The following is a 22,881-nucleotide window of genomic DNA, read 5'->3' as shown; positions in this document are numbered from 1 at the left end:
GTCAGGGTGCGGGCGACGCCGGGACCAGCACGTTGTGGCTGCGGCGGCCGGCCAGGTAGTCGTCGACGTTCTGGACCGTGGCGCCGATGATCTGGCCCAGGGCGTCCTCGGTGTAGTACGCCTGGTGCGAGGTGACGAGGACGTTCGGGAAGGTGACGAGCCGGGCCAGGGTGTCGTCGTCGACGCCTTCCAGGGACTTGTCGAGGAAGAAGAGCCCGGCCTCCGCCTCGTACACGTCGAGTCCGATGCCCAGGAACCGGCCTGCCCGCAACTCCCCGACCAGGGCGGAGGTGTCGACGAGTCCGCCCCGGCTGGAGTTGATCAGGATCGCGTCGTCCTTCATGTGTGCCAGGGCGTCCTTGCCGATGATGTGGTGGGTCGAGGGCAGCAGCGGGACATGCAGGCTGATCAGGTCGGACTCGGCGAGGAGCTCCTCCTTGTCGACGTACCGCATGCCCAGCTCGACGCAGGCCGGGTTCTCGGCGACGTCCCAGCCGAGCAGATTCATGCCGAAGCCATGGGCGATCCGGGTGAAGGCCTCACCGATCTTGCCGGTGCCGATGATGCCCGCCGTGCGGCCGTGCATGTCCCGGCCGAGAAGGCCGTCGAGGCGGAAGTCGAAGTCCCGGGTGCGGGTCGTGGCGCGGACGACGCGGCGGTTGACCGCCATGGCAAGGGTCCAGGCGAATTCGGCGACCGAGTAGGGCGAGTACCAGGAGACCCGGGCGACCCGCAGGGCAAGGCGCTCGGCCACGTCCAGATCGATGTTGTTGAAGCCGGTGGAGCGCTGGGCGATCATCTGGGTGCCGCCGGCCGCGAGGGTCTGCAGGACGCGGCTGCCCAGGTCGGCGTTGACGCTGGTGGAGACGATCTCGTAACCCGCCGCGATGGGTGCGGTGTCCGGAGTCAGGAAGACGTCCAGACACCGCACCTCGTGCTTCCCGGCGAAGGCTTTCTCGATCAGCGGCTTCTCGTCGGACTGCACACCGAAGGCCAGGATTTCCACGAAGTCTCCCGTGACTGATGCGGGCGGGGTGCGGGCCCCGCTCGGGGAGCGGGGGCCAGCGGGGCCGGTCATCGCGAATATAAGTCCGCCGGGCCGAGTACGCCGCTCAGCCGAAGAAGACCCCCGCCTCCGCGGAGAGCACCGGATCTACGGTCTTGAGCCGGGCGGGCGCCTCCGCGATCGGCACCCGGACGGTGTCCGTGCCCCGCAGGGCGACCGTCTTCCCGAAGTCGCCGTCGCGCACGGCCTCGATGGCGTGCAGCCCGAAGCGGGTGGCCGGCCAGCGGTCGAAGGCGCTGGGGGTGCCACCGCGCTGGACATGGCCGAGCACGGTGGTCCTGGCCTCCTTGCCGGTGCGGCTCTCGACCACCTTGGCCGGCCATTCGCCGACACCCGAGAGCCGGACATGGCCGAAGGAGTCGTGCGAGCCGTCCTTGAGGACCATGGCGCGGGGTGCTCAGACGTCGTCGAGGCCGCGCTCGATGGCGTACCTCACCAGCTCCACCCTGTTGTGCAACTGGAGCTTGCCCAGGGTGTTCTGGACGTGGTTCTGGACGGTGCGGTGCGAGATGACCAGCCGCTCGGCGATCTGCTTGTACGAGAGTCCCTTGGCCACGAGCCGCAGCACCTCGGTCTCCCGGTCGGTGAGCTCCGGGGCCTTCGGCTCGTTCGACGCGACGGGTGCGGGTTCGGAGGCCAGCCTGCGGTACTCGCCGAGCACGAGTCCGGCAAGGCCGGGGGTGAAGACGGGGTCGCCGGCCGCGGTGCTGCGGACCGCCTCGGTCAGCTCCTGGGTGCTCGCCGACTTCAGCAGATAGCCGGTGGCGCCGGACTTGACCGCTTCCAGTACGTCGGCGTGTTCGCCGCTCGCGGAGAGCACCAGGACCCGCAGTCCGGGCTGCGAGCCGACGAGCTCCTTGCAGACCTGGACGCCGGGCATCCCGGGCAGGTTGAGGTCGAGGACCAGGACGTCGGGGGTGACGGCCCCGGCCCTGCGGACGGCTTGCGGGCCGTCGCCCGCGGTCGCCACCACGTCGAAGCCGGCCTCGGCCAGGTCGCGCGCGACGGCGTCGCGCCACATCGGATGGTCGTCGACCACCATCACCCTGATGGACCGCTGCTGCCCGGCGTCCTCTTCGTGTGCTGCGCTCATCGGACTGAACCCGCCTTCCCCCGTGAAACCTTCGGAACCTTCAATTCGACCTCGGTGCCCTGGCCGGGCACCGAGATCAGTTCTGCCGTGCCGCCCAGGTCGCGCAGCCGCCCGCGGATGGAGAGGGCGACGCCGAGGCGTCCCTCGCCCTCCGCCTGGGCGAGCCGCCCCTCCGGGATACCCGGTCCGTCGTCGCGGACCGTGACGATCACCTCGTCCGGCCAGTCCTCCACCAGGATCCACGCCTGGGCGCTCTCCCCGGCGTGCACCCTGACATTGTCCAGGGCCGCGCTGACCGCGGCCGCCAGCTCCGCTGCCGCCGGGGGCGGGAGCAGCACCGGTGCGCCGGGCTCCGCGAAGGTCACCCGGGATCCGGCGTGCGGGGCGAGCAGGGCCCGCAGATCGGTGTCGTCCGGGTCCTCGGTCTCGTTGTCGTCCGTCTCGACGGTTCGGACCACGGCGCCCTCGGCCGCGTCCTCGGACACCCGGGTGGGGGGTACGAGTCCGCTGGAGACCAGGGTGCGCAGGGCGACCTCCTGCTCCCCCGCCATCCGGCCCAACTCGGCCGCCTCGCCGCCGAGCGCCGTACCCCGGCGCTGCACCATGGCGAGGACCTGGAGCACGCTGTCGTGGATGTCGCGGGCGAGGCGTTCCCGCTCGCGGGTGGCGGCCTCGATCTCCAGGGCGCGGGCGAGGGTGCGCTCACTGGCGCGGGCGACCTCGACGACGTACCCGATGGCGATGGAGGCGACCCAGACCAGCAGGACGTTGTGCAGGGTGTCGCGGCTGGGTTCGGCGCGCTCGATCAGGTTGGCGACGGCCACGAAGGTGGAGGCGAAGGCCGCCCAGCGCCAGCCGCCCTTGATCGCGAAGGCCAGGACGGAACCGGCGGTCCAGATGGACGGCAGGGTCGGGCCGTCCATGTGCTGGGCCTGGAAGTCGGCGAGCGGGGTGATGAGGATGCCGATCAGCGCGAGCGTGAGGTCGGCGCCGAGGAAGCGCTTGGTGCACGCCACGGCGCCCGAGACCTTCGGCAGGGTGGCGAGCGTCCAGACGGCCATGACCACCAGGAAGACGACGGCCACCCACGGCCGCTCGTACTTGTCGCGTCCGAAGACGGCGAGCAGGATCGCGTAGAGCATCGTCAGAATGCGGTACGCGGTCAGGGCACGCCACAGCGGCTGCTCGACCGACATCCGCACGACCCGCACGCGCTTGGCCATCTTCTTCTCCCCCCCACCCCCGGACCACCCCCGTCGCACACCCGGGATCAGGCGCTGCCGCGGTCCGTCTCCCGCTCGTCCCGGCCGCCGGACGCGGCCTTCTTGGCGGCCTCCGCCCGTTCCTTCGCCTCGTCGGCGATCTGCCGCTTGGCGGCTGTCGCGTAGATGTCGACGTACTCCTGGCCGGAGAGCTTCATGATCTCGTACATGACCTCGTCGGTGACCGAGCGCAGGATGAAGCGGTCGCCCTCCATGCCGTGGTAGCGGCTGAAGTCGAGCGGCTTGCCGATCCTGATCCCCGGGCGCATCAGCTTGGGCATCACCTGGCCCGGCGGCTGGATCTTCTCCGTGTCGATCATCGCGACGGGGATGACCGGCGCGCCGGTGGCGAGGGCCACCCGCGCGAGGCCGCCGGGCTTGCCGCGGTAGAGGCGGCCGTCGGGCGATCGGGTGCCCTCCGGGTAGATGCCGAACAGCCCGCCGCTCTCGATGACCTCGATGCCTGCCTTGATCGCCGCCTCGCCCGCCCCGCGGGCGCCCGAGCGGTCGACCGGAAGCTGTCCGACGCCCTTGAAGAAGGCGGCGGTGAGCTTTCCCTTGACCCCGGGCGCGGTGAAGTACTCGGCCTTGGCGATGAAAGTGACCTTGCGGTCCAGGACGGCCGGCAGGAAGAAGGAGTCGGAGAACGACAGATGGTTGCTGGCGAGGATCGCGGGCCCCCGCGCGGGGATGTTCTCCAGGCCCTCGACCCACGGCCTGAAGGCGAGCTTCAGAGACCCGCCGATGGAGAACTTCATAGCGCCGTAGATCAACTCGGGTGCCTCCTGTGTGCTGTCCGACAGACCTTAAAGCATGCTGCCCCCGCGCTCCCGCCCGGCGCGGGCGGGGTGTCCGCATCCCCGGCCGGTGACGGCCCTGGTCGGTGTCGGTCCGGTCGCGTACGGTGAAGTAATCCTTCTGCACTCCCCCCTTTCGCTCCCCTTCGAGCCTCACGAACAGGAGACCCCGGTGCCGGTCCTTCCTGGAGCCGAGCCGTTCCGCCACGAGGGCGGAGAGGTCGGCGTCCTTCTCTGTCACGGATTCACCGGCTCCCCGCAGTCGCTGCGCCCCTGGGCCGACCATCTCGCGGAGCGCGGGCTCACGGTCTCGCTGCCGTTGCTGCCCGGGCACGGCACCCGCTGGGAAGACATGCAGGTGACCGGCTGGCAGGACTGGTACGCGGAGGTGGACCGGGCACTGCGGGAACTGCTGGAACGGTGCGAACAGGTCTTCGTGTTCGGTCTCTCCATGGGCGGCGCGCTGTCGCTGCGGCTCGCGGCGAAGCACGGTGACGCCGTCCGGGGTCTCGTGCTGGTCAACCCGGCCAACAAGGTGCACGGCCTCTCGGCGTACGCGCTGCCGGTCGCCCGCCATCTGGTGCGGACGACGAAGGGGCTGGCGAGCGACATCGCGCTGGAGGGCTCCCACGAGGTGGGCTACGACAGGGTGCCGCTGCACGCGGCGCACTCGGTGCGGAAGTTCTTCCGGCTGGTCGACGCCGAGCTCCCCCAGGTGACCCAGCCGATCCTGCTGCTGCACAGCCCGCAGGACCATGTGGTGCCGCCCGCCGACACCGCCCGGATCCTGAGCCGGGTGTCCTCGACGGATGTCGAGGAGATCCTGCTGGAACAGAGCTACCACGTCGCGACGTTGGACCACGATGCGGAGCGGATCTTCGACGAGAGCTACTCGTTCATCGGCCGCCTCGCTCCGAGCGTCGGAAAGAAGGGGAGCAGGTCCGGTGGCTGAGCACGACGCGGAGCGCACAGGCAGCGAGGAGGAGCGCGAGCCGCTCCCCGCAGGGGGGACGGCCGTGCCCGACGAGGGCGGCGGCGCTCCGGCGCCGGAGGCCCCGTCCGCGCCCACGGGGGCGGAGGGCGAACGCCCGGTCGACGAGGACGCGGTCTGGAAGGCGATCGTCGAGGGGTACGGGGAGGAGCCGCCGGACCCGCCGGGTGCCAGGCCCTTCCGGTCCATCGAGGACCTCGCGCTTCCGGAGGACGGCCCGCTGACCGCCCTGGACCCGGACAAGGGCATCGGCAAGCGGCCGCCCAAACCGCCGGAGAAGCCGCTCGGCAGCTCGGTGGTCTTCGCCCCGGGTGTCGGCGGGGGTGTCGGCGGCCCGCGTGACTACGAGCCGGCGAAGCCTGTCGAGGACGACAGCGACGACGACAGCGGCGAGGGTCACTTCGTGCCGCCGGAGCCGCCGCCGCTGCCGGAGGCGGACGTCACGGCGAAGTTCGCCTGGCTCGCGGTCGTCGGCGGCCCCATCCTCCTGCTGCTGGCGGTGCTGCTCCAGTGGGAGATGACCTGGTGGCTGACCACGGTCGGCGTCGGCGGTTTCCTGGGCGGTTTCGTGACGCTGGTGGCGCGGATGGAGCATGACGACGAGGACGGTGACGACCCCGGCCGCGGCGCGGTGGTCTGATCTCGCGGACTGGTGAGGGCGTTTCGCCCGGATCAGGTCTCGCGGGCCGGCGAGGGCCTCTCGTCCGGATCAGGTCTCGCGGGCGTGGGCCGGCGAGGGCCTCTCGTCCGGACCAGGCCGGACCGGGCCATGACATGCCGGATGCGCGGACCGGGCCACGACACGAGATGCCGGACCCTCCGGGCCCGGCATGATCCGCGCGAAGGACCCTAGGTCGCTGCGGGCACCCGCAGCGCGGCCAGCACCGGCAGGTGGTCGGTCGCCGCCAGCAGGTCGGCGTCGGCGATCCCGGGCAGTCCGACCGGGACCCCGCAGCCGAGCACCTCGATGCCGTCGGTCGCGAAGACGGCGTCGAGCCGCTTGTGCGGGTCGTGCGGCGGGAAGGTGTGCTCGCCGCCGCGGGGCCGTACCGCCCAGCAGTCCTGGAGCCGCCCGGCGAGCAGCCGGAACGCCTGGCCGCTCGGTACGTCGTTGAGGTCACCGGCCACCACCACGTGATCCACGCCCATCGCGTCCACGGTCTCCAGCAGCCGCTCCGCCTGGGCCCGGCGCTCCGAGCGTTCAAGGCTCAGATGACAGCTCAGTACGCCGATCCGGGTACCCGCGATCCGGACGACGGCGGTGGCGAAGCCCCTGCGGTGCAGTCCGGCGGTGAGCGGCAGGAGGATGTCCTCGGTGCGCTCCACCGTGGCGCGCAGCGAGCAGAGCAGCAGCGGTCCGGCCGCGGTGGCGCCGCCGCCGAGGACGACCAGACCGCTGCGGGCGGCGAGCCGGGCGGCACTCTTGCGCCAGCGGAAGAAGCGCGGCGCCTCCTGGACGAGAACCAGGTCGGGCGCGCAGGCCTGGATGACACGGGCCAGCGCCGCGCAGTCGTCGCGCATGGACCGGATGTTGTAGCTGAGCACTCTGACGACGGCCGAGCCGTCCTGCTCGGTACGGGAGTCGGGCAGCGACATCATGGCCATGCGGTTCACGATACGGCGGACGCCCGCCGCTCCCCGGGAGGGGCGCGACGGGCGTCCGTCATATCCGTGGTGCCGGGTCGGATCAGCCCTGCCGGGCCAGGTCCGCCGCACCCACGAGCCCGGCCTTGCCGCCCAGTTGGGCCGCGAGCACCTGGGCGTGCGGGCGCCACTCGCCGCCGATCAGCCAGCGCCGGAACGACTTGCGGATCGGGTCGAGGACCAGTTCGCCCTCGTCCGATACGCCGCCGCCGACGATGAAGGCGGACGGGTCGAAGAGCGAGGCGAGGTCGGCCAGTCCGGCGCCGGCCCAGCGGGCCAGCTCGCGGAACGAGTCGACGGCCACCGGGCAGCCCTGCCGGGCGGCTTCGCTGATGTGCTTGCCCTCGATGCCCTCGACGGTGCCGTCACCGAGCGCCAGCAGGATCGTGGCGTTCTCGGGGGTGGCGTTGGCGCGCTGCTTCGCGTAGCGCACGAGGGCACGGCCGGAGGCGTACTGCTCCCAGCAGCCCTGGCTGCCGCAGCCGCAGAGCAGCCCGTCCGGGACGACCCGGATGTGGCCGAACTCGGCGGCCACGCCGAAGCGTCCGCGGCGCAGCTTGTTGCCGATGATGATGCCGCCGCCGAGGCCCGTGCCCAGCGTGATGCAGATGACGTCCTCGTGGCCCTGGCCGGCGCCGAAGCGGTATTCGCCCCAGGCCGCCGCGTTGGCGTCGTTCTCGACGACCACGGGGAGGCCGACGCGCTGCTCGACCTTGTCCTTCAGCGGCTCGTGCCGCCAGTTGATGTTCGGCGCGAACAGCACCGTGGCGCGCTTGTCGTCGACGTATCCGGCCGCGCCGATGCCGACCGCTTCGACCGGGTGCCCCTCGCTCGCCCCGGACACCGCCGCCGCAATGGCGTCCACGATGCCTTCAGCCGTCGGCGGGGTCGACACCTTGAAGGTCGAGAGGATGTGGCCCTCTTCGTCCACCACTCCTGCTGCGATCTTCGTGCCGCCGATATCGACGCCGATGGTGAGTCCCATGAATCCCTCAGTTTCGGTCGAGCCCCGCTGAGGCAACCGTACCCGAGGCCGGACCCCGCCCGGTCGGTGCCGGTCAGTCCAGGTCGATGTGTTCGCCGGCGCCTGGCCCCTCATCACGGGGGTCGGTGGGGTCTTCTGCCTTCGTTTCCGTGCCTGCGGGGTCTCCGGCACCCTGGGTCCAGCGGCGTTCCTGGCCCTCGACCGCAGAGCGGTAGGCGGCGAGCAGCTCGCTTCCGGCTGCCGCGATGTGATCGAAAACGTCCGGATTGCGTTCGATGACGGGCTCGACGGCGGACTTCGCCTGCTTGATGACCTGCTGCACGGCCCCCTGGGCCGCGACGCCGAACAACGGCGTCGGGAGGGAGCCCAGCTTGTCGGCCACGGCGTCGACCAGCTTGCGCAGCTCCTCGGCGGCGGAGCCGGGCGGCGGGCCGTACTCGGCGCGGCGGCGGGCCTTCTCGGCGGCGAGGTCCTCGGCGCAGGCCTGCGCCCACGCGTCGTCGTCGGCGGGACGATCGGTGGCTTCGCTCATGGCGGACTCCTGCGACGTGGTTGTCCGGCGGCCCGGCATCCGGGACGCCTACTGACGACGTTACCCGAACGGTGGTACGCCGTTCAGCTCGTCCTCGGCCACAGGGCGGGGTCCGGCGTGAAGCGGACCCGCAGCACCCCGTCCGTGAGGGCCGCGCCCGAGACGGTGCAGCGGCGCAGCGCGGACTCCAGGGGCACGATGCGGTGGAAGGGGCCGACGGTGAGGAGCAGCTCGCTGCCGCGGCGGACAAGCTGGAGGTCCTTCTTGACGGCGCCGGGAAGGCGCAGGCACCAGACGAGTATGCCGTCGGCGCCGTCCGGCCCTTCGGGGGCTCCGGCCTCCTCGATCCACCAGGCGTCCTCGGCGCGCCCGCCGTCCCGGCCGTCCGGGATCAGGGCGGGCTCGTCGTCCACGAGACCGGTGAGGTCGTCGGGGCCCTGCGGGTCGCGGCCGAGGTGGGGCACCTGCAGCGGCAGGGCCTCGGCGGGGCGTTCCTCGTTCCAGTGGTCGAGGCACTTCTCCTGCTGGGCGGCGAGCGCGGCGAACCAGGGGTCGGACGAGTGCCGCGGCAGCACCCGGTTGGCCACCAGGGCGTCGACCCGCAGCCCGTGCAGGGCGAGCCCGGTACGGGCGGTGCGCAGGGCGTCCTCGGCGGCAGGACCCGGTTCGGCGACCAGCCGGAGCGTGGTCGCGCGGTCCTCGATCAGCGCCTGGACCCCGGCCAGCTCGGCGTCGCGCCGGGCGGCGGCCTCGTACAGCCACTGTGCGGGCATGGGCACACCGGCGAGCTGCGCGAGCATCGGACGCAGGGCCCGGGCGGCCTGGCGTTCCTGGGGCAGCAGCCGGCGCAGGTAGCGGCGCAGCTGTTCGGGCAGGGCCAGCACGGCGAGGGCTTCGCGCAGCGGCGGCAGGTCGACGACGAGGAGGTCGTAGCCGGCGCGGGACCAGTCGCCCTGGGCGGCGCGGCGCAGGGCGTGCAGCAGGGCGAGTTCGGCGCTGCCGGGAAGTTCGGTGAGTTCCTCGCCGTCCATGCGGTTGCCGCCGAGCAGGTCGAGCACGCCGGACAACTGGTCCTGGAGGGTGAGGAGTTCGCTGCGGAAGTGCGCGCCGGAGTCGATCCGGACGGACCACAGCGCATCGGTCACCAGCGTGGGTTCGGTGTCCGTCGGGAAGCCGGGTATGGCGTCGGCGGAGACCAGCAGGGTGCGCCGGCCGCTGCGGGCACCGGCCAGCGCGGTGGCCGCGGAGACGGTGGTACGGCCGGCGCCGCCGAGGCCGGTGACCAGGACCGTACGCACCGGATCAGGCCTTCGGGACGGACTCGACACGCTTCTTGAGACCGGCCAGGGCGCGGTCGATGATGACCTTCTCGGCCTTGCGCTTGATCATGCCGAGCATCGGGATCTTGACGTCGACGGTCAGCCGGTAGGTGACCTCGGTGCGGTCGCCGTCACCGAGCGGCGCGAGGGCGTAGGAGCCGTCGATGGCGCGCAGCATCTGGGACTTGACCAGGGTCCAGCTGACCTCGTAGTCGCCGATCCAGGTGTATGCGAGGGTGTGGTCGTCCTTGATCGCGCCGGCGTCCAGGACGAGACGGACCTTCTCGGCACGGCCGCGGTCGTCGGTGCCGAGCACCTCGGCCTCCTTGACCTCGCCGGTCCATTCCGGATAGCGGTCGAAGTCGGCGATCACACCCATGACGTCGGCCGGTGCCGCCTCGATCGTGATGCTCGAGCTGGTGTGTTCAGCCATCGCTGTGGCCCTCCAGTGCGGTGTACCGGTCGGTCGGCAGAGGCCTGCCGCCAGAAGGCTATCGCGTGAGCGCACCGCCTCGTCCCAGGGCCTGCCGCGATGTCCGGCGGGACCCGGTCACCACTCCAGCGCCCAGGGCCGGCCGGTCGAGGCGAAGTGGCCGACGTTCACGCACTCGGTGGTACCGATCCGCATCCGGCGGGCCAGCGGCTGGTGGACGTGACCGAACACGGAGTAGCGGGGGCGGGTGCGGCGGATGGCGTCGAGCAGCGCCCGGCTGCCGCGCTCGAAGCGGCGCGCCACGGTGTCGTACGTCAGCTCCGGGACCTCGGGCGGGATGTGTGTGCAGAGCACGTCGACCGGGCCGACCGCCTCGATCTTGGCCGCGTACTCCTCGTCGCTGATCTCGTACGGGGTACGCATCGGGGTCTGCAGGCCGCCGCCGACGAAGCCGAAGACGCGGCCGCCGATCTCGATCCGGTCGCCGTCCAGGACGGTGGTGCCGGGGCCCGCGTACTCGGGCCACAGGCCGGGGATGTCGACGTTGCCGTAGGTGGCGTACGTAGGGGTGGGCAGCGCGGCGAACATCTCGGCGTACTGCTTGCGGACGGCGGAGACGATCGCGGCGTTGCGGTCCTTCCCCGCCCACAGCTGCCGGCCGAAGTCCCGCGCCTCCTCGAAACGGCGTTCGGTGCGCAGGGCGACGATCCGGTCGGCGTTCTCGACGCCGAAGAGGTCGGGGAAGATGCCGCGCGAGTGGTCCGCGTAGTCGAGGAAGAGCACCAGGTCACCCAGGCAGATCAGGGCGTCGGCCCCGTCACCGGCGCGGGCCAGCGCCTCGGTGTTCCCGTGCACGTCGCTGACCACGTGGACGCGGGTGCGCCGTCCGGCGGAGGCATCCCGGGTGTTCGGTCCTGCTCGCATGACGATCACCCTAGGACTCCGGCGCCCACGTGGGTAGGGGTGGCCGGACCTGCGGTTACCTCCGGGTGTCGAACGAGGTGCACTACTGTGCCGATGAGGACCACCGATATGTGTGACGCGTAAGACATCTGGCCTGAACCCCCTATCCGGAACCGAGTACCGGTGGGTAACGTCCGGGCAGTCCAGTCGTGCTCACCCCACTGAGCACCCGCCATTCTTGGACCGCAGCCGGTGCGTCACACAGAGCCGTGGCACCGGAGCCCGATGAGGAGCAGCAGTCTTGCGCGAGTTCAGCCTTCCGGCCCTGTACGAGGTCCCCTCGGACGGCAACCTGACGGATCTCATCCGCCGCAATGCCGCTCAGCATGCCGACGTCGCGGTGATGAGCCGCAAAGTCGCGGGCGTCTGGACGGACGTCACCGCCACCCAGTTCCTGGCCGAGGTCAGAGCCGCCGCGAAGGGGCTGATCGCCGCCGGTGTCGAGCCCGGCGACCGGGTCGCCCTGATGTCCCGCACCCGCTACGAGTGGGTGCAGCTGGACTTCGCGATCTGGAGCGCGGGCGCCGTCACCGTGCCCGTGTACGAGACCAGCTCCCCCGAGCAGGTCCAGTGGATCCTCGGCGACTCGGGCGCGGTCGGGGTTCTGGTGGAGAGCGACGCCCACGCGGAGGCCGTGGCCTCGGTACGCGACCGGCTGCCGGAACTGCGCCACGTGTGGCAGATCGACAAGGGCGCGGTCGACGCGCTGACGGCGTCGGGTGCGGAGGTCTCCGAGGAGACCGTGGATCTGCGCAGCGTGAGCGCGAAGGCCGACGATCCGGCCACGATCGTCTACACCTCGGGCACCACCGGCCGCCCCAAGGGCTGTGTGCTGACGCACCGCAGCTTCTTCGCGGAGTGCGGCAACGTGGTGGAGCGGCTGAAGCCGCTGTTCCGTACCGGCGAGTGCTCCGTGCTGCTCTTCCTGCCCGCCGCGCACGTCTTCGGCCGGCTGGTCGAGGTCGCCTCCGTGATGGCGCCGATCAAGCTCGGCTGCGTACCGGACATCAAGAACCTCACCGACGAACTGGCCGCGTTCCGGCCGACCCTGATCCTCGGGGTGCCGCGGGTCTTCGAGAAGGTCTACAACTCGGCCCGCGCCAAGGCGCAGGCCGACGGCAAGGGCAAGATCTTCGACAAGGCGGCGAACACGGCGATCGCCTACAGCCGCGCGCTGGGCACGCCGCAGGGTCCGTCCATGGGCCTGAAGTTCAAGCACAAGGTCTTCGACCGGCTGGTCTACAGCAAGCTGCGGGCCGTGCTCGGCGGACGCGGCGAGTACGCGATCTCCGGCGGCGCGCCGCTGGGTGAGCGGCTCGGCCACTTCTACCGCGGCATCGGCTTCACCGTCCTGGAGGGCTACGGCCTGACCGAGACGTGTGCGGCCACGGCCTTCAACCCGTGGGACCGGCAGAAGATCGGTACGGTCGGCCAGCCGCTGCCCGGCTCCGTCGTGCGCATCGCCGACGACGGCGAGGTGCTGCTGCACGGCGAGCACCTGTTCGCCGGCTACTGGAACAACGAGGCGGCGACGGCCGAGGCGCTGGCCGACGGCTGGTTCCACACCGGTGACATCGGCACCCTCGACGAGGACGGCTATCTCGCGATCACCGGCCGCAAGAAGGAGATCATCGTCACGGCCGGCGGCAAGAACGTCGCCCCCGCCGTCATCGAGGACCGCATCCGCGGGCACGCCCTGGTGGCGGAGTGCATGGTCGTCGGCGACGGCCGCCCGTTCGTGGGCGCGCTGGTGACGCTGGACGAGGAGTTCCTGGGCCACTGGGCCGAGGAGCACGGCAAGCCCGTCGGCTCGACCGCCCTGTCGCTGCGTGAGGACCCGGAGCTGCTGGCCGAGGTGCAGCGCGCGGTCGACGACGGCAACGCCGCGGTGTCCAAGGCCGAGTCGGTACGCAAGTTCCGCATCCTGGCCGCCCAGTTCACCGAGGAGGCGGGCCACATCACGCCGTCGCTGAAGCTGAAGCGGAACGTGGTGGCGAAGGACTTCGCCGACGAGGTCGAGTCGATCTACCGCGCCTGATCCGTGTGACGCGTACGAAGGGGCCCGCACCAAGTCCGGTGCGGGCCCCTTCGGCGCTCGGAACACGGTTTGGAGCAGCGGTCGGAGCAGGCCACGGAACAGGGCTCGGAACAGCACTCCGAGCACTACTCGGAGCAGCGCTCAGAGCAGTTCCCGGAGCTTCTCCGCCAGCAGGTCCCAGCGCCACTTCTCCTCGACCCAGGCCCGGCCCCGCTCCCCCATCCGCTGCCGCAGCTCCGCGTCGCCGAGCAGTGCGACGATCCGCTCCGCCGACTCCTCGGCCGAGCCGCCGCGCACCACCCACCCGGTCTCGCCGTCGAGCACGGCGTCCGGGGCTCCGCCCGAGTCGCCCGCCACCACCGGCAGCCCGGTCGCGGACGCCTCCAGGTAGACGATGCCCAGGCCCTCCACGTCGAGGCCGCCGCGCCTGGTGCGGCACGGCATGGCGAACACGTCGCCGGCCCCGTAGTGCGCGGGCAGTTCCTCCCACGGCACCGGACCGGTGAACCGCACCGAGTCCTGCACCCCGGTCTCCGCCGCCAGCTTCTTCAGTTCCCCGGCGTACGGCCCGCCGCCGACGATCAGCAGGACCGCGTCGGGCACCTCGGCCAGGATCGCCGGCATCGCGAGGATCAGCGTGTCCTGGCCCTTGCGGGGTACCAGCCGGGACACACAGACGACGACCGGCCGGTCGGTGAGCCCGAGCCGGGCCCTGACCCGGTCGCCGCCGGAGTCCGGGTGGAAGGTCTTCTCGTCGACGCCGGGCGGGAGCCGGACCATGTGGCCCGCGGCCGCCGGGGTGAGCGCGGCGGCGATCCGGGAGCGGGTGTACTCGCCGAGGTAGGTGATCGTGTCCGTGCCCTCACCGATCCTCCGCAGCAGCCGGCGGGAGGCGGGCAGCTGGGCCCAGCCGGCCTCGTGCCCGTGGGTGGTGGCCACCAGCCTGCGGGCGCCGGCCCGGCGCAGCGCCGGTGCCATCAGGCCGAGCGGGGCGGCGGCCCCGAACCAGACGGACGAACAGCCGTGGACACGCAGCAGCTCGGTGGCGCGCCGGGTCACCCGCGGGGTCGGCAGGAGCATCGTCGTACGGTCGCGGACCACGGTGAAGGGCTGCTCGGCGTCGAAGGCGGCGGTGGCCGCCGCGCCCTCGGCGCCGCGCTTCCAGGTGGAGGCGTAGACGACGACCTGTTCGGGGTCCAGGCGCAGCGCCATGTTGTGCAGGAACGCCTGGATGCCACCGGGGCGGGGCGGGAAGTCATTGGTCACGATCAAGGTCTTGTCCATCGCAGCCGACAGTACCGGGCGGCCCCGCCTGATGGCTCTCGCACAGACCGGGCGGGCATCATGGCTCCTCGTACGACGGGCTCCGCGTACGGACGGCGGAACGGCAGCGGAACGGATGAGGCTGGTCATGACGGGTTCGAGCGGCACACGGCCGGCCGCCTTCGCGGTGTGGGCGCTGACCAGGGCCCTGCTCCTGCTCTGCGTCATCAAGGTGATCACGCTGCCGGGTCCGGACGTGACGAGCGATGTGTCGGTGATCTACCACGGCTGGTACGACGTCCTGAGGTCGGGCAGCTATCCGCAGTCCGACGTCACCTGGCAGTACCCGCCGGCGGCTGCGCTCGCGATCCTCTCCCCCGCCCTGCTGCCCTTCCTGGACTACGCCTCGGCCTTCTTCGTCCTGGCCTTCCTGTGCGACGCGCTGGTGCTCGGCCTGCTGCTGTACGCGGGCCGGAGCGCCGCCCGGCGGACCGCAGGGGCCTGGGTGTGGGTGGCGGGGGTGCCGCTGCTCGGTACGACCGCGTACGCCCGGTACGACGTGATGGTGACGGCCGTCGCGGTGGCGGCCCTGCTGGCAGGGGTCCGGCATCCGCGGGTGCTTGGGGCGCTGGCGGCGTTCGGGGCGCTGCTGAAGGTGTGGCCGGTACTGCTGCTCGCCGGTACGGCCCGCGGTCGCCGCACCCGCCTGGCGTGGACGACGGCTGCCGGAGTGGCGCTCGGGCTGCTGGTGCTGTGCACCGCGGCGGCGCCCGGTGCGCTGGCGTTCCTGGGCTTCCAGCGGGACCGGGGCACGGAGGTCGAGTCACTGGGGGCGCTGGTCTTCCATGTGGCGCGGCAGTTCGGCTGGCAGGGCCGGGTGGAGCTGCACTACGGCTCGCTGGAGTTCCTGGGGCCGCACGTGCCGCTGGTGAGCACCCTCGCCCTGGGGCTGAGCGTGGTCGCGTTCGGCTGGCTGCTGGTGTGGCGGCTGCGGGCGCGCAGGTTCGGGGTGAGTGCGACGGCGGACGCGGCGTTCACCGCGGTGCTGCTGTTCACCACCACGAGCCGGGTGATCAGCCCGCAGTACATGCTGTGGCTGGTCGGTCTGGCCGCGGTCTGCCTGGTCTTCCGGGAGAGCCGGATGGCCTGGCCTGCCGCACTGGTGCTGGTGGCGACGGGCGTCACGCAGCTGGAGTTCCCGCTCGGCTTCATCCATGTGGTGACCAGCGACGCGACGGGCCTGACCCTGATGTTCCTGCGCAACGGGCTGCTGGTCGCGGCGTCCCTGCTCGCGTGTGCGCGACTGTGGCGGGACACGGTGCCCGGCCCGGCCCCGGACGGGGCACCGGCCGACGACGTGCCGGTGGCGGGCGACGGCACCACCGCGTCCGCGCTCAGCCGAGCCGGCTCTCCAGGTACGCGCGCCAGCGCGCCGTGAAGTCCTGCGGTGTCGTGCCGAGCACCTCGTGCAGGGCCTGCTCCACCGCCCCGTCCCGTCCCGAGTGGCCCCCGACGGCCCGGTAGAAGGCGAACAGCTTCGCCTCGCCCCAGCGGTCGGCGATGAGCTCGCAGGCCAGCCAGCCGCCCTCGTACGCCCTCGCGAGCCGGTCCGCGTCGCCGGCGAAGCCGAAGTCCTCGTCGGTGGGCAGCGCGGCGGGCACGTCTCCGGCGCGGACGGCGTCGGCCAGTTCGGGTGCGATCTCGGCGGCGGTGCGTTCCCCGGCCCGGTAGGCGGCCCAGTCCGCGAAGCCCTCGGAGAGCCAGGCCGGGGTGGCGGCGGAGGTGTCGGTGCGAGTGGCCACATGGGTGGTCTCGTGGGTGAGGACGACGCGCTGCCCGAAGGCGCCGAGCATGGCGTACGCCTCCGGGTTGACGATCACCCGGTCGGCGGGCGCCTTCCCCGAGCCGCCGGTCTCGCCGGTCGTCACGGCCGCTATGCCCCGGTAGTTCGCGGCGGGCGATCCGAGCAGCTCCGCCATGTCCGTCACGGTGCCGGGGACCATCACCACCACGCGCCCCGCCCAGTGCTCCGGCCAGGCGGCGGAGACGTCGGGCACCGCCAGGTCCTCGGTGGCGGCGATCTCCTTCAGCTCGTCCCGGGTCCGGCCGACCCCCAGCACCAGGCTGTAGGTGCCGCGCACCACCTCGACGTCGCCCTGCTCCCAGAGCTGCCGTCCCCCACCCTCCGCGGCCCGGTCGGCGGTGAGGTACCAGCGGCCGTCGTCCGGGTCCCGCTCCAGGTCGAGCACCCGGTCGACGGTGACCGGCGCGCTGTCGTAGCCCTCGATCCGGTATCCGAGCCGCACATCGGCGGTGGCCCGGCCGGCCCCGTGCGCGGCGAGATCCGTCACCCGGTAGGTCCAGGTGGCGAGCGGTACGTCCGCGAGGTGGCCGAACTCCTTGCGCTGCGCGCCCCGCAGCGCGGTGGCGTCCGGGTCCACGACGGCGACGTAGGCCTCCTCGTCGTGGTGCAGCACGGCGGCGGCGCGGCGGTCCAGCGTGACGCGGATGTCGCGGGCGGTGGTGTCGGGGGCCTTGCCGGCCGGGGCAGCGCAGCCGGCCGCGCACAGCAGCGCGGCGAGCACGGCGCCCGCCGCGCGCCGCGGTCCGCCGCGTGCCCGCCCCGCGGTACGCCCTTGATCAGCCACAGGACCGAGGGTAAGGGCTGTCCCCGGGTCTCCGGGGATCGGCTCCTGAGGCCGGCCCCGGGTCTCCGGCGGGTCGGCCCCGAGGTCAGACCCTGGTGACCGAGGAGACGGGCATCATCCCGACGGGGTCGTAGCGGACCGGGGCTCCCGGGTACGGGGCGTGGATCACCTGGCCGTTTCCCACGTACATCCCGATGTGGCTGGCGTCGGCGCGGTAGGCGACGAGGTCGCCGGGGCGGGCCTCTGCGAGCGGCACCATGCGGCCGGCGTACCGCTGGGCCTGCGAGGTCCGCGGCAGGCTCACCCCGGCCTGGGCGTACGCCCACTGCATCAGCCCCGAACAGTCGAATCCGGAGGGTCCGCTCGCGCCCCAGACGTACGGGAGCCCCAGCGCTCCCCGGACGGCCATGACCGCGGCCGCCGCCCGCGCCGAGCCTGCGGGCAGACCGGCCATCGGACCGCCGGCCCCGTTGTCACGGCCGGTCCGCGAGGCCCGCTCGAAGGCGTCGCGCTCACCACCGGGCAGCTCCTTCAGCAGTTCCCTGGCCTGGCGGAGCTTGCGCTCGACGGTGCGCTTGTGGCGGTTGACGGCCGCACGGTTGCGCTCCAGGCCGGCGAGCGAGCGGGCGGCCTCCGCGCGGGTCTGGGCGAGCGCCTGCTGAGCCTTGCGGAGCCCGGCCAGAGCGGTGGCGCGACGGTCGTTCACCCGGTCCAGGGTGGCGGCCCGGTCGAGATAGCTGTCGGGGTCGGAGGAGAGCAGCAGCGCGAGCGAGGGATCGATGCCGCCGGCCCGGTACTGCTCGCGTGCCGCCGAACCGATCTCCGTACGCATGCGGTTGATGCGCTCCTGGCCCCGGGCGGCCCGGTCCTGGGCCCGGCGCACCTCGCCGCGCAGCCGTCCGACGTTCTCACCGGCCCTGTTGTAGTGCTCGGTCGCCTGCTCGGCCTCGGTGAAGAGGCGGTCGACCCGGGCTCCGGCGGTCTGCGGTGTGTCCTGCGGATCGGCGTTCGCGGTGGCCGCGCCGAGCGCCGCCGCAGCGGTCGCCGCCGCAGCCGACAGAACGGTCACCCGGACGCTCCGGCTCACGCCGGGCTGTGTGGAACGGCGATGGGACACCACAGGACGCCGTACTCCCTTCCGCTGTACGCAGACGTGCGCAGCCCCTTGCCACCCGGGGCGGGCGGACCGACGAACGGGAGCTGCACAGCAGGCAGACAGTAGTCGCGCGATCACGGAGCGAACAAAGGCCGCGCCGGTCGGACGGGAGGCACACACAGTGACGCCCCGCCGGTGACCTGTGGTCTCCGGCGGGGCGGCTGTCAGTACGGGGCGCGGGAATTCGCCCGTTCGGGCGCGGTCAGATGCGCACCGCGCCGTAGAAGCTGCCGATGGTGCTCATCGACTCGTAGCGGACGAACGTGCCCGAGCGCGGGGCGTGCAGCACGGTGCCGTTGCCCGCGTACAGGCCCACGTGCTGGTTGCCGTTGAAGAAGACCAGGTCGCCAGGCTTCAGCTGGCTCATCCCGATCCGCGTGCCCTGGTTGATCTGGGTGTACGTGGTGCGGGTGATGTTGGCACCGGCCTGGGCGTAGGCCCACATGGTCAGGCCCGAGCAGTCGTAGGAGCCGGGACCGGACTGGCCGGGGGAATACGGCTTGCCGATCTGGGTGGCGGCCGCCTGGAGCGCGGCGGCACCGAGACCGGAGGCCGGGGCCTCGTTGCCGAGGTCGACCCGGTCGCTGGCGGCACGGCTGGCGCGCTGGTCCTCCGCGCGCATCTTGTCGCGCTCGGCCTGAGTGAGGGTGTTGAGCAGCTGGCGCGCCTCGGTGAGCTTGGCCTGCTGCTTCTTCTTCTTCTCACCGAGCGTCTTGCGGACGTCCGCGAGGTCGCTCAGCTTGTCCTGGGCCTCCTTGCGCTCCTGCGCGAGGGACCGCTGCTTCTCCTGGATCTTCGCCAGCGACTCGGCCTGCTTGGCCGTCAGCTGGTCGAGGGCGGAGGCCTGGTCCAGGAAGCTGTCCGGGTCCGAGGCGAGGAAGAGCTGGACGGAGGGGTCGATGCCTCCGGAGCGGTACTGCGCGGCGGCAAGGGAACCGAGGCCGGTGCGGAGGTTGTTGAGCTCCTGCTGACCGCGGGCGACCTTGTCCTGGATCGCGTCGATCTGCTTCTGGAGCTTGTCCTGCTTCTCCTTGGCCAGGCTGTGCTGCTCGGTGGCCTTCTCCGCCTCTTCGTAGAGCTTGTCGACCTTCTCCTTGACCTCGCTCTTGGTCGGCTTCGGGTCGGCGTGGGCCGCCTGGGAGGTCAGGGCAACGGCCGCGGCGGCAGTCACGCCGAGCACGGTCACGCGGGTGCGGCTCGGTTGCTTGGGACGACGGTGGGACCCCACGAAGGCGAGCTCCTTCTTCCTCGAGCCGCCTACCGGGCTCCGAGGGAGATGAACTCCCGCGGCTCCGTGCACGTCACGGCCTCGGCGGTTCCTTCACTGCCACCCCGGATGGGTGATCAACCGTGCGAAGGTTCGAGGCCCGACCTTAGTGACCATCTTGTGATCAGTTCAAATCCTCGCAGGAAAAATCTCGTCACAGGAGGTACTTCTTTACTCACATCACACAGGGCGTAGCGGCGACTTGACGGTCCGTTCCCTGATTTCGGCCGAAGTCGCAACAAGACGCTCTAGACGCGCGAAAGCCGCTTCAGGAGCAAGACGGACGCAACGGGCCTGGCCCCCGCCTTCGCCACCCCGTCGGCCACTTCGCGGTCGGTGGAGACCACCACGACGGGCCGCCCGGGCGGTTCGGCACGCGCCAGCTGACGGATGACCTCGTCCGCCGTGACACCCGGCTTGCTGAACAGCACCCGCACCCCGCGCGGCGGCGCGAGCAGCACCGGAGCGGCCAGCTCGGCCCCGTCGAAGACACAGGTCATCTCGGCGCCCGTCTGGGCCGCGAGCACCGACAGACCGCCCAGCAGCCGCAGCCGCTGCTTCTCCAGCGGCATCTGCGGATAGCCGGTCTTGGTGACGTTGTAGCCGTCCACGATCAGATGGGCCTGCGGCAGTGCGAGCAGTTGGTCGAGCAGCGCCGGGTCGGTCTCCGAAAGGGCCCTGGCAGCAATGTCCTTGGGCGACATCCGTCCGGGCTCGACCGCGTCCACGCTGTCCGCGGGACGCATCGACGAGGGCGGCAGCGCCAGTTCGCGCCGCAGCCCGCCGGCCGCTTCGAGCACCGTGTCGAGCAGCAGCCGCAGCCGCATGTCCTCGACCGAGCGCCCTTCCCTGGCGGCCCTGCGGCCCGCCTCGACGGACGCCTCCGCCTCGCTGAGCCTCGTCCGCAGCCTCCGGGCCTCACTCTCGGCCGCGGACACCTGGGCCGCCGTCTCGGCCCGCAGGGCGTCGCTCTCGGCCCTGCCACGACGCAGCGCCGCCTCACCGCGCTTCACCTCGTTGGCCGCGCTGCGCAGCTTGCGCTGGAGCGAGTCGGCCTCCTTGCGGGAGGCGTCCAGTTCGGCTCGGAGCCGATCGGTCTCGCTCTTCGTCTGGGCGCGGGACCGGGCGAGTTCCTCGCGCAGCCGCTCCAGTTCGAGCCGGACCTCCTCGTCGGCCCGCTCGGCGTCGGCCCGCTCGGCCTCCTCGCCGGCGGCGGCGACCAGCTTGACCCAGCCGGCCGGGCGCAGCACATAGGCCGCGGCGGCCACGTCGACGGGATCCGCGGCGGCGGGCGGGGACCCCGCCACCAGCGCGGCGGCCAGCTCCGGCTGGGTCTCCTTCAGCCGTTCACCGATACGACGGCGGAAGGGCGCGTCGCCCTCCAGCGCAGCCGCCATCGCGTTCCCCGCGAACTTGGCACGCCGGGTCGGCGTGAAGCGGGCGTACTGTCGGAGCTGGGGCGGGAGTTCGGTGACCGTGAGACCGCCGAACGCGTCCGCGACGAGCGCGACGACCCGATGCCGCACACCTTCGGGCAGCGGGCGGTCGAGCGCCTCCACGGCGTCGTCGGCCGCGTCGGCCGACGTGGCGCCGCCAGCGGGCTGCTCCACCATCCGTCACCTCATTTTTTATGTGCGCGCGGCCCCGTCAGGAGTCGGCACCCGGCCTGTCGACTAGTTCGATCTGGTCCACCGCGTTGCACCAACGACAGCGCACCGACTCGATGGTCTCACTGACCACCTCGCGTTCCTCGACGCTGGACTCACCGGCCAGGTCGAGGTGGACGTATTCGACGACCTTGGACGAACGCGTCACGTCGAACCTCGTCAGGTTTCCGCAGAGCGTGCAGCGCCAGCGGGTCCCGTCTGTCGGCTGGGGAACCGTCGTCATCGTTGCGTCCTCTTTCGTCGAGCCGTGAGCTGCCGGACAAGGATCTCGCGGTGCGCCGTCGAACTGCGGATGTCCTCTTGTAACCCTACGGCCTCGGCGCTTCCCCTCGGCACGGCGAGGCGGTCTGTCCCGTTCCCTCCGCTTGCGTCATGCTCTGTTCATGATCGATCGGCGGGCTGCGGCCGGCAGAATCCTGCGGGCGGCCACCTCGGGCGGGCCGCCGGTGACGTACACCCTCATCGCCCTGTGCTGTGTGGCCTTCGTGATCAGCCCGCTCTCGGGGTTCAACCCGGTCTACGGCACCGCGGACGCCCTGCTCGCCGCCCAGGCCGGGTACTTCGAGCGCTGGGGCGTCATCCCGAGCGAACTGTGGGACGGCTCGGCGCACGCCGTCCTCACCCCGCTCACCGCACTGTTCGTCCACGGCAGCTGGCTGCACCTGCTCGGCAACATGCTGTTCCTGTACGTGTTCGGAGCCATGGCCGAGGAGCGCATGGGCCACACCGAGTTCGCGTTCTTCTACCTGGGCTGCGGCTATCTCGCCCTGCTCGCCTACGCGGCCGCGCACTCCACCTCCGACCAGACGCTCGTCGGCGCGTCGGGGGCGATCTCGGCGGTCCTGGGGGCCTTCCTCTACCTCTTCCCCCGCGCCCGGGTCACCAGCCTGTTCCCGTTCCTGCTGTTCCTGCCGCTGCGCTTCCCCGCGTGGATCGTGCTGGCCTTCTGGTTCGTCCTGCAGTGGCTGGCGGCCGAGGGCGCCGGCAGTGGGCCCGGGGTGGCCTACCTCGCCCATGTGGTCGGCTTCGCAACCGGCTTCCTCTACGCCTGGGGCCGCTTCCGGCGCGGGGCCGGCGCCCTGCGTCCGGACCAGGCGGGATAGCGGAGCGAGGTCCGGCACGTGCGGTCGCGGGGCGGAGGACGGAGCCACTGCGGAGCACGGGCGGCCGACGACGACGCCGATGTGCGTGCCGGACCCCGCCGGCCCGGCATGATCCGGACGCAAGGCCCTAGAGTGAAGTCTCCAGCCACGGCCACCGAGGGAGAAAGCCAGCCGTGATCACCGCGATCGTGCTCATCAAAACCAGCGTGGACCGGATTCCCGAGATCGCCGAGGCCATCGCCGCGCTGGACAGCGTCAGCGAGGTCTTCTCGGTCACCGGTACATACGACCTGATCGCCATGGTCCGGGTGTCCAAGCACGACGACCTCGCCGATGTCATCCCCGGCCGGATCAGCAAGATCCCCGGCGTCGAGGGAACCGACACCCACGTGGCGTTCCGTACGTACTCGCAGCACGACCTGGAGGCGGCCTTCGCCATCGGCCTGGACGCCTGAGGGCTGTCCCGCGGGGCCTCTCGTCCGGATCATGCCGGGCTCGCGGGGCCCGGCATGATCCAAGCGAAGGCCCCAGGGTTCTCAGCACTTTCGGGGGGGGGGGGGGGGGCTGACGGCAAGCCCGGGCCGGGCAGGGCGGGGGGGGGCCCGGCCGGGCCCGGGCGGCGCCCCCCCCCCGCGGGCGGGCGGGGCCCCAAAG

22 protein-coding genes and 1 pseudogene are annotated in these 22,881 nt (G+C 71.9%); 6 read left to right on the top strand and 17 right to left on the bottom strand.

Going from position 1 to position 22,881, the window contains the following annotated elements; all coding sequences use genetic code 11:
- Position 1: 1 nt before the first annotated feature.
- The 5 genes and pseudogenes from ABT025_RS24830 to ABT025_RS24810 all read right to left on the bottom strand — a co-directional run bounded on the left by ABT025_RS24830 (position 2) and on the right by ABT025_RS24810 (position 4,194).
- Entirely contained in the window at positions 2 to 1,006 is a 1,005-nt protein-coding gene (locus ABT025_RS24830; protein WP_350998492.1) for a 2-hydroxyacid dehydrogenase, read from the bottom strand.
- A gap of 106 nt (positions 1,007 to 1,112) precedes the next feature.
- Positions 1,113 to 1,451: pseudogene (locus ABT025_RS24825) on the bottom strand (6-phosphofructokinase); the annotation flags it as partial.
- A 12-nt stretch (positions 1,452 to 1,463) separates the two neighbouring features.
- Positions 1,464 to 2,159, bottom strand: coding sequence for a response regulator (locus ABT025_RS24820; RefSeq protein WP_350998490.1), 696 nt, complete (start codon positions 2,157 to 2,159; stop codon positions 1,464 to 1,466).
- The gene (gene macS, locus ABT025_RS24815; RefSeq protein WP_350998487.1) at positions 2,156 to 3,382 is read right to left on the bottom strand and encodes a MacS family sensor histidine kinase; all 1,227 of its coding nucleotides are present in this window, start codon (positions 3,380 to 3,382) and stop codon (positions 2,156 to 2,158) included. The genes ABT025_RS24820 and macS overlap by 4 nt, the downstream gene beginning before the upstream one ends.
- Before the next feature lie 47 nt (positions 3,383 to 3,429).
- The gene (locus tag ABT025_RS24810) at positions 3,430 to 4,194 is read right to left on the bottom strand and encodes a lysophospholipid acyltransferase family protein (protein ID WP_350998485.1); all 765 of its coding nucleotides are present in this window, start codon (positions 4,192 to 4,194) and stop codon (positions 3,430 to 3,432) included.
- A 196-nt stretch (positions 4,195 to 4,390) separates the two neighbouring features.
- Here ABT025_RS24810 and ABT025_RS24805 point away from each other — a divergent pair, with 196 nt between their 5' ends.
- Positions 4,391 to 5,170 (top strand): alpha/beta hydrolase, encoded by a 780-nt coding sequence (locus ABT025_RS24805; protein ID WP_350998482.1) that lies wholly within the window; start codon positions 4,391 to 4,393, stop codon positions 5,168 to 5,170.
- Entirely contained in the window at positions 5,163 to 5,849 is a 687-nt protein-coding gene (locus ABT025_RS24800) for a hypothetical protein (protein ID WP_350998479.1), read from the top strand. Before ABT025_RS24805 ends, ABT025_RS24800 begins: the two co-directional genes overlap by 8 nt.
- A gap of 209 nt (positions 5,850 to 6,058) precedes the next feature.
- Here ABT025_RS24800 and ABT025_RS24795 read toward each other — a convergent pair whose 3' ends face one another.
- The 6 genes from ABT025_RS24795 to ABT025_RS24770 all read right to left on the bottom strand — a co-directional run bounded on the left by ABT025_RS24795 (position 6,059) and on the right by ABT025_RS24770 (position 11,046).
- The gene (locus ABT025_RS24795; protein WP_350998476.1) at positions 6,059 to 6,814 is read right to left on the bottom strand and encodes an endonuclease/exonuclease/phosphatase family protein; all 756 of its coding nucleotides are present in this window, start codon (positions 6,812 to 6,814) and stop codon (positions 6,059 to 6,061) included.
- Between the two features lie 82 nt (positions 6,815 to 6,896).
- Positions 6,897 to 7,838, bottom strand: coding sequence for an ROK family glucokinase (locus tag ABT025_RS24790; protein WP_350998474.1), 942 nt, complete (start codon positions 7,836 to 7,838; stop codon positions 6,897 to 6,899).
- Between the two features lie 73 nt (positions 7,839 to 7,911).
- Positions 7,912 to 8,370 (bottom strand): DUF5304 domain-containing protein, encoded by a 459-nt coding sequence (locus ABT025_RS24785; protein ID WP_350998472.1) that lies wholly within the window; start codon positions 8,368 to 8,370, stop codon positions 7,912 to 7,914.
- A gap of 83 nt (positions 8,371 to 8,453) precedes the next feature.
- Positions 8,454 to 9,668, bottom strand: a complete 1,215-nt coding sequence (locus ABT025_RS24780) for an ArsA family ATPase (protein ID WP_350998470.1) — start codon at positions 9,666 to 9,668, stop codon at positions 8,454 to 8,456.
- Between the two features lie 4 nt (positions 9,669 to 9,672).
- On the bottom strand, positions 9,673 to 10,122 hold the full coding sequence (locus tag ABT025_RS24775; RefSeq protein ID WP_148017697.1) for an SRPBCC family protein: 450 nt from the start codon (positions 10,120 to 10,122) through the stop codon (positions 9,673 to 9,675).
- A gap of 117 nt (positions 10,123 to 10,239) precedes the next feature.
- Complete coding sequence (locus ABT025_RS24770) at positions 10,240 to 11,046, bottom strand: metallophosphoesterase family protein (RefSeq protein ID WP_350998467.1); 807 nt, start codon at positions 11,044 to 11,046, stop codon at positions 10,240 to 10,242.
- A 280-nt stretch (positions 11,047 to 11,326) separates the two neighbouring features.
- On the opposite strand from ABT025_RS24770, the gene ABT025_RS24765 reads away from it, so the two are divergent.
- Complete coding sequence (locus ABT025_RS24765) at positions 11,327 to 13,123, top strand: AMP-dependent synthetase/ligase (protein ID WP_350998464.1); 1,797 nt, start codon at positions 11,327 to 11,329, stop codon at positions 13,121 to 13,123.
- Positions 13,124 to 13,264: 141 nt separating this feature from the next.
- Here ABT025_RS24765 and ABT025_RS24760 read toward each other — a convergent pair whose 3' ends face one another.
- Positions 13,265 to 14,407, bottom strand: coding sequence for a glycosyltransferase family 4 protein (locus ABT025_RS24760; protein ID WP_350998461.1), 1,143 nt, complete (start codon positions 14,405 to 14,407; stop codon positions 13,265 to 13,267).
- A gap of 127 nt (positions 14,408 to 14,534) precedes the next feature.
- On the opposite strand from ABT025_RS24760, the gene ABT025_RS24755 reads away from it, so the two are divergent.
- Complete coding sequence (locus tag ABT025_RS24755) at positions 14,535 to 15,824, top strand: glycosyltransferase 87 family protein (RefSeq protein WP_350998458.1); 1,290 nt, start codon at positions 14,535 to 14,537, stop codon at positions 15,822 to 15,824.
- Here ABT025_RS24755 and ABT025_RS24750 read toward each other — a convergent pair.
- The 5 genes from ABT025_RS24750 to ABT025_RS24730 all read right to left on the bottom strand — a co-directional run bounded on the left by ABT025_RS24750 (position 15,781) and on the right by ABT025_RS24730 (position 21,347).
- Positions 15,781 to 17,034 carry a hypothetical protein gene (locus ABT025_RS24750; protein WP_350998455.1) on the bottom strand — a complete coding sequence of 418 codons (1,254 nt, stop codon included), beginning with the start codon at positions 17,032 to 17,034 and terminating at the stop codon, positions 15,781 to 15,783. The genes ABT025_RS24755 and ABT025_RS24750 overlap by 44 nt on opposite strands.
- An 85-nt stretch (positions 17,035 to 17,119) precedes the next feature.
- Positions 17,120 to 18,154: a C40 family peptidase gene (locus ABT025_RS24745; protein ID WP_350998452.1), complete on the bottom strand. Its 1,035-nt coding sequence runs from the start codon at positions 18,152 to 18,154 to the stop codon at positions 17,120 to 17,122.
- A 238-nt stretch (positions 18,155 to 18,392) separates the two neighbouring features.
- A complete protein-coding gene (locus ABT025_RS24740; RefSeq protein WP_350998449.1) occupies positions 18,393 to 19,418 on the bottom strand; it encodes a C40 family peptidase in 1,026 nt (341 codons plus the stop codon).
- 287 nt (positions 19,419 to 19,705) lie between these two features.
- The gene (locus ABT025_RS24735; protein ID WP_502972020.1) at positions 19,706 to 21,067 is read right to left on the bottom strand and encodes an NYN domain-containing protein; all 1,362 of its coding nucleotides are present in this window, start codon (positions 21,065 to 21,067) and stop codon (positions 19,706 to 19,708) included.
- A 37-nt stretch (positions 21,068 to 21,104) separates the two neighbouring features.
- Positions 21,105 to 21,347, bottom strand: a complete 243-nt coding sequence (locus ABT025_RS24730; RefSeq protein ID WP_014156692.1) for a hypothetical protein — start codon at positions 21,345 to 21,347, stop codon at positions 21,105 to 21,107.
- 160 nt (positions 21,348 to 21,507) lie between these two features.
- Here ABT025_RS24730 and ABT025_RS24725 point away from each other — a divergent pair, with 160 nt between their 5' ends.
- Together ABT025_RS24725 and ABT025_RS24720 are read left to right on the top strand one after the other, a co-directional pair.
- On the top strand, positions 21,508 to 22,227 hold the full coding sequence (locus ABT025_RS24725; RefSeq protein WP_350998443.1) for a rhomboid family intramembrane serine protease: 720 nt from the start codon (positions 21,508 to 21,510) through the stop codon (positions 22,225 to 22,227).
- Positions 22,228 to 22,400: 173 nt separating this feature from the next.
- On the top strand, positions 22,401 to 22,682 hold the full coding sequence (locus ABT025_RS24720; protein ID WP_136328375.1) for an Lrp/AsnC family transcriptional regulator: 282 nt from the start codon (positions 22,401 to 22,403) through the stop codon (positions 22,680 to 22,682).
- Positions 22,683 to 22,881: the final 199 nt, after the last annotated feature.

Origin of the sequence: Streptomyces sp. NPDC002809 (genome assembly GCF_040295435.1) — a bacterium.
Lineage (GTDB): Bacteria > Actinomycetota > Actinomycetes > Streptomycetales > Streptomycetaceae > Streptomyces.
The sequence above is the reverse complement of the archived record's forward strand: the minus strand, read 5'-3'. Positions and strand labels throughout refer to the sequence as shown.